General features: G+C 36.6%; 8 protein-coding genes and 1 other RNA gene. 2 read left to right on the top strand and 7 right to left on the bottom strand.

The window, feature by feature from the left end:
• Positions 1 to 679: 679 nt before the first annotated feature.
• The 6 genes from ssrA to ABDZ84_RS19600 all read right to left on the bottom strand — a co-directional run bounded on the left by ssrA (position 680) and on the right by ABDZ84_RS19600 (position 6850).
• Positions 680 to 1043, bottom strand: a transfer-messenger RNA (tmRNA) gene (ssrA, locus tag ABDZ84_RS19625).
• A gap of 123 nt (positions 1044 to 1166) precedes the next feature.
• Entirely contained in the window at positions 1167 to 1631 is a 465-nt protein-coding gene (gene smpB, locus ABDZ84_RS19620; RefSeq protein ID WP_121605639.1) for an SsrA-binding protein SmpB, read from the bottom strand.
• Between the two features lie 483 nt (positions 1632 to 2114).
• A complete protein-coding gene (gene rnr / locus ABDZ84_RS19615; RefSeq protein ID WP_080668692.1) occupies positions 2115 to 4286 on the bottom strand; it encodes a ribonuclease R in 2172 nt (723 codons plus the stop codon).
• A 48-nt stretch (positions 4287 to 4334) separates the two neighbouring features.
• The gene (locus ABDZ84_RS19610) at positions 4335 to 5081 is read right to left on the bottom strand and encodes an alpha/beta hydrolase (RefSeq protein ID WP_343782728.1); all 747 of its coding nucleotides are present in this window, start codon (positions 5079 to 5081) and stop codon (positions 4335 to 4337) included.
• A 97-nt stretch (positions 5082 to 5178) separates the two neighbouring features.
• Entirely contained in the window at positions 5179 to 5412 is a 234-nt protein-coding gene (gene secG, locus ABDZ84_RS19605) for a preprotein translocase subunit SecG (RefSeq protein ID WP_021289023.1), read from the bottom strand.
• A 397-nt stretch (positions 5413 to 5809) separates the two neighbouring features.
• On the bottom strand, positions 5810 to 6850 hold the full coding sequence (locus ABDZ84_RS19600) for a M14 family zinc carboxypeptidase (protein WP_343782725.1): 1041 nt from the start codon (positions 6848 to 6850) through the stop codon (positions 5810 to 5812).
• A gap of 169 nt (positions 6851 to 7019) precedes the next feature.
• Between ABDZ84_RS19600 and ABDZ84_RS19595 the strand changes: the two genes are divergently transcribed.
• Positions 7020 to 7943 (top strand): alpha/beta fold hydrolase, encoded by a 924-nt coding sequence (locus tag ABDZ84_RS19595; RefSeq protein WP_343782723.1) that lies wholly within the window; start codon positions 7020 to 7022, stop codon positions 7941 to 7943.
• Positions 7944 to 8102: 159 nt separating this feature from the next.
• Entirely contained in the window at positions 8103 to 9815 is a 1713-nt protein-coding gene (gene ptsP / locus ABDZ84_RS19590) for a phosphoenolpyruvate--protein phosphotransferase (RefSeq protein ID WP_166530214.1), read from the top strand.
• Positions 9816 to 9996: 181 nt separating this feature from the next.
• Here ptsP and ABDZ84_RS19585 read toward each other — a convergent pair whose 3' ends face one another.
• Positions 9997 to 10977, bottom strand: coding sequence for a nucleoside hydrolase (locus ABDZ84_RS19585; protein ID WP_026681624.1), 981 nt, complete (start codon positions 10975 to 10977; stop codon positions 9997 to 9999).
• Positions 10978 to 11015 lie beyond the last annotated feature (38 nt).

Below are 11015 nucleotides of genomic sequence, written 5' to 3'. Positions count from 1 at the left end.
ATTCCAGCTATCATTTTTTGATAACTGGAATCTTTTTTAACTTCATAAGGGCTAGTTATGTCCCAGCCCCAGGAAAATTATTTCCCTTTTAAGGTAACCAATCTTATCTGACCAGCTAGGTTTACTATATCCATCTCCTAAATAAAAAGACAATCATAATTAACGAATGTCTAAGGTTAACTCATGATTAATGTTATCATTTTTTTTCAGATATTCTCTGAATTCGTACCATGAAAAGAGTGTACTGTTCCTAAAAAAAGATAACAACATTATAGATTTCTCCATCTCCCTTACTGAAATTCTCTCCGTAACCTGCGTAATAACTTCAATATAATTAGTTCCAATTTCTCTGTTTCCTAATCTTTTAGTCATTTATATCCAAGTATAAGAACAAAAGCACAAACGTCCGATTAGAAACGTAGCGACTGTAGTAAGTCAACGGAAATAAAGGAATCACGGTAAGCTTGCAAGACTATGATGACTTAGATTAGGGTGATTCATGAAGTCGCCTAGTTTCTGGGCGCTGCTCAACGCACCCATAATTACCCACATGAGTAACTTTTGTAATTTCATAAACAAAAAAGCCATCCTCAAATGAAAGACGACTTTAATTAGCAAAAATATATTAATTCAGGTAAATATGTTACCGCTTAAACTAAAAAACCACCAATTATGTATTTGGTGGAGACGGTGGGAATCGAACCCACGTCCAGAGATATCGCCACTCAGGCTTCTACACGCATAGTCGATATATTATCATTCGCTTACTCTTCAGCCTATCGACAGGCTTTAGAGAAGCTAGTCTGATTGGTTTCAACAATCATCCTCAGACGGTGGATCATTGTATAGCCCGCTCGATTTGAGACCCTTCAATCTGCTACACGGGCAATAGCAGGAAGGATCGCTTAGCAGTGCTTACGCAGCTGCTAAAGCAGGTTGATTGTTTTCTTTGCCAGTTATATTTAGGCGATAACGTTTTACGAGCCGTAACCTCGACGCGCAACCTGAACTCAATCTACCCCTGTCGAATCCGTAACGTCCCCATAAAATAGGAGTAACGCTAGGAAGAATGAGCATATATAATTTTATTTTGCTTTCCTAATTACATGCTTCATTATAACATTTTTAGTATAAAAGTCAAATTTTTCATGGGATCTGCCTTGCTTTTATCGCATATGCTCTTTGATAGCACGATCTACATCTCGCTTCATTTGTTTACGCTTAAGATCTTCCCGTTTATCATATTTCTTTTTCCCTTTTCCTAATCCTAATAATACTTTAGCATATCCATTTTTGATATAAATTTTTAATGGAACCAGCGCATAACCTTGCTGTTGCGTTAAGCCAATTAACTTATCAATTTCTTTACGATGGAGCAAAAGCTTACGTGTTCGAGTTGGATCATGATTAAATCGATTTCCCTGTTCATATTCCGCAATGTGAAGGTTAATTAGTTTAACTTCTCCTCGATCGATTCTAGCATGTGAATCTTTAATATTTACTCTTCCTGCTCGAATTGATTTTATTTCTGTACCTTGAAGGACGATTCCCGCTTCAAAGGTATCCTCAATAAAATATTCATGGGATGCTCGTTTATTTTGTGCAATTGTATTTCCTTGTCCTTTAGGCATAAGAACTTCCTCCTACTGCTTACATGAACCTTATTCTATCAAATATTTGGAAGTATTCCAATAAAAAAATGAATCAAATCATTACTAATAAGCTAATAGTCAGGACAGTCATATCGCTCATTACTTCATCTATCGCAATAGATGTGCTTCATCATATTACTTGGCTGCTGGTAATAATTCATCTAGCAAGATAAATACCTTCATTCCGGCAACCATGGAGAAAATCAATTGGTTGAAAAACATTGTGTAATAATGGCACCAAGTGGTTCTACAAGTTCAAATAAGAACGACAAACAAAAAAACTTCCTCTTAGTAAGCGTTACATAGTTTTATCGTTAGTATTAAGCATCTAAATAGTGGCTTCCACCAAATTAAAATAGAGGAATATGACAAATTATTCACACTTTATTAACTTATATAACGGTAACACTATGCAGCAAATCTTGAAACCGCTGATCAATGAATAGATGCAGCGGTTCGTTCTTACTTCTTTTTAACTCTTTTAGCTTTTATCCGTTTTTGCTTCTTTGGCTTTTTCGAATAAACCATTTCGAAATCAACGGTACGTTCATCTAAATTAACACCAGCTACTTTCACCTTTACTTCATCACCAATTCGGTACATATTTGCTGTACGTTCACCGATCATCGCCTGGCTTCGTTGGTCGTAATGATAATAATCATCCGTTAAGTAGCTTACATGAATTAATCCTTCAATTGTATTTTCTAGTTCAACAAACAAGCCAAAATTGGTAATAGAGCTGATTACACCAGTATACGATTCACCAATTTTATCTTTCATAAATTCTGCTTTTTTCAAATCATCTGTTTCTCGTTCTGCATCCACAGCTCTTCTTTCTGCTTCTGAGGTTTGTCTAGAAATTTCTGGCATTGCATCTTTCCATTTCTGCATCGTTTTCTGATCCATTTTTTTCTGAATAAGATACGTACGGATTAATCGATGCACTGTCAAGTCTGGATATCTGCGAATCGGTGAAGTGAAATGCGTATAAAACTCTGTTGCCAGCCCAAAATGACCAATGCTTTGTGGATCATATTTTGCCTGCTGCATGGACCGTAGCATCAGCTTGGATACAATCATTTCTTCTGGTTTACCCTGCACTTCTTCCAGTACCTTTTGTAATGCCTGTGGATGAACTTCGTTGTTCGTCCCTTTTACGACATAACCTAGCCCTGCTAAAAATTCAAAGAATGTCTGTAGCTTACCTGGGTCAGGGTCTTCGTGGATTCGATGGATAAATGGAACATCTAACCAATGGAAATGCTCTGCTACGGTTTCATTAGCGGCTAACATAAATTCTTCAATTAACCGTTCAGCAACAGAACGCTCACGTAGTACCACATCTTCTGGCTTACCATTTTCATCCACTAAAACCTTTGCTTCCTTAAAATCAAAGTCAATGGCTCCTCGATCCATCCGTTTATGACGCAGTACGGAAGCTAATTGCTCCATATTTTCAAAAACAGGTACTAATTCCCTATAACGTTCACGTAATGCCTCATCTTTATCTACAAGAATTTTATTTACATCGGAATAAGTCATTCGCTCATTCGTACGGATGACACTTTGGAAAATCTCATGGTCAACAATGTTTCCACTAGTATCAATTTCCATTTCACAACCTAAGGTTAATCGATCGACTTGAGGATTTAAGGAACAAATACCATTGGATAAACGATGAGGTATCATTGGAATAACCCGATCCACTAGATAGACACTTGTTCCTCTTTCTAGCGCTTCTTGATCAATCGGACTTCCTTCTTCCACATAATAACTAACATCTGCAATATAGACACCTAGCTTATAATTACCATTGTCTAATTTTTTTACAGAAACGGCATCATCTAAATCCTTTGCATCTGCACCATCAATAGTAACAATTGTTTCATTACGTAGATCTCTTCTTTCCTTTATTTCATCTGCTGAGATTGTTTCTGGTGTAGCAGCGGCTTGATCAAGCACTTTATTAGGGAAGTCCATCTTAATACCGTGCTTATGGATAATTGATATAATATCAATACCTGGATCATTTTTATGACCAAGTATATGAATAATTTCTCCCTCAGCACTTTTCTTTCCCTCTGGATATTTTGTAATATGGGCAATTACTTTATGCCCACTTACAGCTCCATTCGTCATATTTTTTGGGATGAAGATATCATTAGGAATCCGCTTATCATCCGCTATCACAAACCCAAATGAACGATTATCCTCAAATGTGCCCACTACCTGCAAAGTTGCTCGTTCTAATATGCGGATCACTGTACCTTCAGGACGATTTCCATCTTTATCCCTTTTTTCAATACGTACCAGTACTTTATCGTTATTCATTGCAGATGCCAGATCAGAGTGGTGGACATAAACATCATCTTGCTTCTCATCATCTGGAATTAAGAATGCAAATCCTTTCGCATGCATTTGAATTCTGCCCCGTATCAGATTCATTTTTTCTGGAAGACCAAATCGATTTTTTCGAGTTCGAACCAGTTCACCTTCTTCTTCTAATTGATTAAGTGCTTTGACCAGTTCTTTGAATTCTATTGCATCCTCAATTTCTAACACTTCTTCTAATTCGTCTACTGCTAATGGTTTTGTTCCATTTTCTTTAAAATAATTTTGTATTTTTTCCTTCACTTTCTTCACCTTCTTTCTATTATTGTTAACGTTCTTTGTTGAATATAATCATTCTTCCCAGTTTAATGTTTCAAGGAATTGATAAATATCTTCAAATACTTGTTCTTTCTCTTTATCCATTGTGATTACATGTCCAGAGTCCTCATACCAATGAATTGCTTTTTGATCAGCTTCGACATTATCATAAATATAATTTGCACTATCCGTATTTATCATGTTATCTTTTCTCGCCTGAACTACCATCGTAGGTGTGTAGATTGTATCCACTTCATTTTTGACCTCATTAATAAATTTTCCTAGGTGAGTAAATACATCGGTTGAATTCTTCAACAGTTCCTCAACTTCTTTTTCGATAACATCTTTATCTTTTCTTTCTAATTGTTTGTACTCTTTAGCAAATGCTGTAAATCCTTTGGTTAGCTGTGTTTCATTATCAAAAAACATAGGAGAACACATCGTTATGACTGCTTTTGTTTTTTCGGTATAGGCAATTTTCAAGCCTAATACTCCTCCTAAGGATAAGCCAGCTACTGCTATTTCATTGTATCCAAGTTCCTTTAAATGTTGATAGGCTTCTTTTACATCTTCCCACCATTCATCTGGTGTTGCCTTTACTAATTCTTCTGGTGGTAGTCCGTGTCCACGATAAATAGGAGCATGACTTGTATATCCTCGTTTTTCTAAATACCTTCCTAGCATTCGGACATCTGCAGAATGCCCAGTAAAGCCATGTAGTAATAATACCGCACGCGGTCCAGCTTCAAACGTAAAAGGTTGTGGTTGTTTAACTTTCATTCTTACTGCAACTCCTTCTGCTTTCTTTCTTTATCTACTTTACCCTTTTTACCTTAAAGTAAAAACCCTTACCACTATTAGTGATAAGGGTTCGTATCTATTGTAAAACATATGCGCTCAGAAAAGCTAGTACAAAAAATATTACGGCTGTTACGATCGTTCCTCGGTGTAAAACAAGATCAATGCCTCGTGCTTTCTGTTTCCCAAATAATTGTTCAGCACCACCGGAAATCGCGCCAGATAAGCCTTCACTTTTCCCAGACTGCAATAATACAAGTACAATCATAATAATTCCATCAATCACTAATAATACATTTACGATTCCTAGCATATTTGTATGATACCCCCTGTAACATATAACCAAACAAAAAATCTGAATTTCATCCGTTACCACATATGCCGTACCTAGCATACTTGAACCTACTTATAACTTTAGCATAACTTACTTTGTCATAGCAAGCTTTTTCGATTACGTTAGACAATTGACCATGAAGAGTATAGTACGAATTACGCCGGCAGAATTACTAATGACCTAAATGGATCTTGTCACGTTTTCTCTATCCCCCGGCGCCCCTTATTCTCCAGTTGTTTTCTCTATGGAAAAGCTTTGAGAATACTCGTTATATTTTTATTTAAAACCACAGTACGGAGAAATGAAATGGAAAACGTTGCGACTCACATATCCTACCAAACCTTTGATACGGAATAGAAATACACATTAAATCAGTTTATTCTGTTGTTCTCCTTGTCTGATAAGGTAAAGAATCCCAAAAAGAGATATCTTTTGACTCAATCGACCTATCAGCAATTGCCCTAACTGTTTCCTCCAGTGTAATGACTGTTTGCTTAATTAAATATCCATTGCTTTTTTGACCAAGTACATACGATTCCCATTCATGATCTGCCATTCCACGCATTTCAAATAGTAATGTCGAAATCCCATATTCTACTGCAATTCCATTTCGACTAATCGTCTCCGCCGAACTTCCCTGATATTTACCGATATGTCCCCATCCTTTAGAGTCAATAGCATCATATACAACTGCACCTAATTGTTTCGACTTTTTAACTACCGTCTCATTAGCATTGTCTGTAGTTGGATACAATATAGAGCCCGAAACTAGTTTACCATCTACCTCACTTTGGGTTGCTTGATGGTGTAAATCAATCATATAATCAACATCATAGGCACCAAGTACATTGTCATGTAATGCTTTTGTTTCTGGTTGTAATCTTTCAACATGATCTCTATTTAGATCCACTTCATTTGCGTTATATCTCGTTAAATGATGGTCTCCACTAGCAATATAATCATCTAAAGGAAAGTTTACATCTCCCATTGCACCATCTACATTTAGTCTAGGAATGATAAGGACGTTTACGTCCTTGAGAATACCTTTCATTTTTCCGGTTCCAAGTTGTTTAATAAACTGTAATGCTCCCTCAGTCGTTAATGCTTCATTGCCATGCTGCTGAGTGAGGAACAAAATAGTAGGATTTTCTGGATTCTTGATATATTTTACTAAGTGTAGATCTCTGCCCTTTACCGATTGTCCAATTACTTCTAATTCCATTGCTTCTTGCTTTGCTTCTTGCTTATGCAAGAAATCTACTAGTTCTTGATGCGAATGAAGAATCGAATTCGCAATGGTTTCCTTTCCGTTATAATTTGGACCTTCTCCCACTGCATTTACTATTGGTGTCCCAATGGCTGTTGTTCCAAGTATTAAGGCCCCTGTAATTGAAAGTGTTATCCATTTGTTTTTCATGATTGTATCACTCCTATTTTTTAATCTTTGTCATTAAATGATTCTATAAAAATTGTCGAATCCCTTTCTTTTTATCAGAAAATAAGGAATAATACTTATGCATAACATCATCATTCCACTAATAAGACTATTTGTGCAGAAGTGGGAATACAAACGGAGGAGGAGTAAAATGAATCTTAAAGATACCTTTTGGTACACATCACCAGATAATGTTGATATCTTTGTTCAAAAGTGGGAACCCAAAAAACAAGCTAAAGCAGTCATACAAATTGCACATGGTATGATGGAACATATCGAACGATATGAGAATTTTGCTTCATACTTAACTTCACAAGGTTTTATTGTTTATGGCAATGATCATCGAGGGCATGGTAGAACTGGTGAGAGACAGGGGAAATTAGGATATTTCGCTGATAGTCATGGATTTTTTAGGACTGCTGATGATCTCGTCCAGCTATCTAAACAAATTAAAGCAAGCCATCCTACGTTACCTCTATTTTTAATTGGTCATAGTATGGGCTCTTTTCTTATTCGCATTTTTATTCAGCAAAATAGTAGCTTAGTGGATGGCGCTATTCTATCTGGAACGGGTCATTTTCCTCGTTTAAAAACAATAGCCGGTAAGCAACTGGCTAGCTTCTTTTCACCAAAGAAAGAAGCACCGTGGATGAACAAGCTTGTATTTGGTACATATAATAAAAAAATCGCAGATGCTTCCACTGGCTTTGAATGGTTAAGTAGTGATCATGTAACGGTTCAAAAATACGTAAAAGATCCATTTACAGGCTTTATCCCTACTGGTCGTTTCTTTTTTGACTTAATGGAAGGTTTACTTACCATGCAAAAGACAAGCAATAATAAGCATATTCGTCATAATTTTCCACTTCTCATCCTAAGTGGTGACTGTGATCCGGTCGGTAACTATGAAAAGGGGATCTGGAAGACAGCACGACTTTTTGAAAAAGCCGGTCTTGAAAGCATAACTACAATGGTCTTTACAAAAGGTAGACATGAACTGTTGAATGAAGCAAATAAAGAAGAGGTGTATACTGCAATAAATAGCTGGTTACAAGCAAATATTTCCAGTATATAGAGTGAAACCCCGAATTCACTCGTACTTTTTAAATAATTTCTAACTTTTTTCCGTCTTTTTCGACAAACTTTAAATAAATTGTCGCTGATTGCTTGTACCTACTAATGCAAGGGGGTAAAATAGAGGTTGATTGAATTGTAGAAAGGTTGGGTAACAAATATGTCAAATGTTCAAGGAATTGCCGCTTCATCTGGAATTGCAATCGCAAAAGTATACCAGCTTGCATCTCCAGATTTGTCATTTGAAAAAGTATCTATCGACAATCCAGATGTCGAAATAGAGCGATTAGATAAAGCGCTTGAAATTTCTAAGCAAGAACTTGAGAAAATCAAGGCACATACTAAAGAAAATATCGGTGATGAACATGCCGAAATTTTTTCAGCCCATTTATTAGTACTTAGTGACCCTGAACTAATAAACCCTATTAAGGATAAAATAAAAGCTGAAAATGTCATTGCCGAAACTGCTCTTGAAGAAACAGCCAATATGTTTATCGATATGTTTAAGAATATGGATAATGCCTATATGCGTGAACGCGCTGCAGATATTCATGATGTAACAAAGCGAGTTATGGCTCATTTATTAGGGGTTACCTTCCCTGATCCTGCTTTAATTAACGAAGAGGTAATTGTCATTGCGAACGATTTAACCCCTTCGGATACTGCACAATTAAATCGTGATTTTGTTAAGGGCTTTGCTACTGATATCGGTGGCCGCACCTCCCATTCAGCGATTATGGCTAGGTCATTAGAAATTCCTGCGGTTGTTGGTACGAAAGAAATAACAGCATCTGTTAAAAAAGATGATACGATCATTGTTGACGGAAATGCAGGAATAGTTATTATCAATCCGTCTGAAGAAGAAATAGCAGAATATCGAAAGAAACAAGAAGCGTTTGCCGAGATGAAGCAAGAATGGGCTAAGCTAAAAGACGAGCCTACATTTTCGGAAGATGGAGAACAAGTGGAACTAGCTGCCAACATTGGTACTCCAGATGATGTTGAAGGTGTGCTAGCTAATGGCGGTGAAGGCATTGGACTATATCGTACAGAATTTTTATATATGGGTAAAAGTCAGCTCCCAACAGAAGAAGAGCAGTTCACTGCTTACAAATCAGTACTAGAGCAAATGGAAGGAAAGCCTGTCGTTGTTCGTACATTGGATATTGGTGGAGATAAGGAATTAAACTATTTAGACCTTCCTGAGGAACTAAATCCATTCCTTGGCTTCCGAGCTATTCGCTTCTGCTTAGAAAATGAGAATGTCTTTCGTCCACAATTACGTGCACTTTTACGAGCAAGCGTTTACGGTAACTTAAAAATCATGTTTCCGATGATCGCAACATTGGAAGAATTCCGCAAGGCTAAGGCTATTTTAATGGACGAAAAAGAATCCTTACTAAAAGAAGGTTTCGAAGTTTCCAACGACATTGAGGTTGGTATCATGGTGGAGATTCCATCCACAGCTGTAATCGCTAAGCAATTTGCAAAGGAAGTTGACTTCTTCAGTATTGGAACAAACGATTTAATCCAATATACGATGGCTGCTGACCGAATGAATGAGCAGGTTTCCTACCTATATCAACCATATAACCCTGCAATTCTGAACCTAATCCATACTGTTATTGAAGCAGCACATAGTGAGGATAAATGGGTTGGAATGTGCGGTGAGATGGCAGGTGACTCCATTGCTATTCCAATTCTACTTGGTCTTGGTTTAGATGAATTCAGTATGAGTGCAACGTCGATCTTACCGGCTCGTACACAACTTCGTAAGCTATCTAAAGAAAAAATGGTAGCTTATAAAGATAAAATCCTTTCAATGGGTACTGCTGAAGAAGTTGTAGAATTTATTAAAGAGAAAACAGAATAGCTATACAAATAAAGAAGGTGATTTCTCCCTGAGGTCATCTTCTTTGTTTATAAGATAGTATAAATGACTACTTCGTCATGACTCCCCTGTTTCAAGTTTAGATTGAACTGCTTGATAAACCCATTTGCAAACGCTTACTTATATTATAACATACTATTACTATTATAGGGAATATTTTCTTCTAGCTGAATCTTTCACCAGTCATAATGGACATGAAATCAATATAGAATTTTTGATAATCGAGATTAAAGGCAATACGATGGACTCTCCCACCTACCTCTTCACCATCTTGCATATCTTCTAAATTAACATATGGACGAATATCAGCAATACTTTGTCCCCTCACTATTCCTGTCTGCGCTTGAATGATATGAACAGGAAGATATTGATATGTCATCATATCAGGCTTTACAACGGCCATAAGTGTCAATACATCATGTAATGGGCTACCTTGAATCGATGGGTTGCGTTTTTTATAAAAATCATAATAATAATCCAGTAATACTTTCACAATACTAACGGAACCCATTCGATCAATATACTCAACCATTTGAGGTGTTGCTATCGCATATTTAGTGACATTAAGAGGAATAATGGTTACATTGTTTGCGTGAGCAAGTACTACTTGAGCAGCCACTGGGTCACCATGAAAATTAGCTTCAGAGACAGCTGTAATATTACCTGGTACCCAGAAAGCGCCACCCATAATGTAATATTCCTTTATGGTAGTCATTAATGATTTATATAAGATGAATAAGCTAGCTAAAGAAGTCAATCTTCCAATATTAACAATCACTAATTCATCTTTATACGTTTCAATTAAATCAATAATTTCACAGAAATTTTCGCTAATACCATTCTGCATATTTTTAGGGGGAATAATTGGTCCCAATCCATATTCCCCATGTATTTCCGGAACATATACTGGGGGTTCTCCAGTCATTGGAATATGTGCACCAGCAATTACTTTAATATCCTCTACCTCTTTTGTTGGAAAAAGACTGCGGATATATAAGATATTCGCAATTGCATTTTCTCTTGATACGTTTCCATAATCCGCCACAATGCCGATGACTTCTACATCATCGTTCAAATAAGCATAGATAAGCGCGATTGTATCATCAATACCTACATCACCAAATAACAACACTTTTTGAGACATAAAAACCCTCCATAAACATATGTCTTGTTAACATGATA

This window comes from Virgibacillus salarius (assembly GCF_039521925.1).
Classification (GTDB): domain Bacteria; phylum Bacillota; class Bacilli; order Bacillales; family Amphibacillaceae; genus Virgibacillus; species Virgibacillus salarius.
This window is presented reverse-complemented; position numbering and strand designations above follow the sequence as displayed.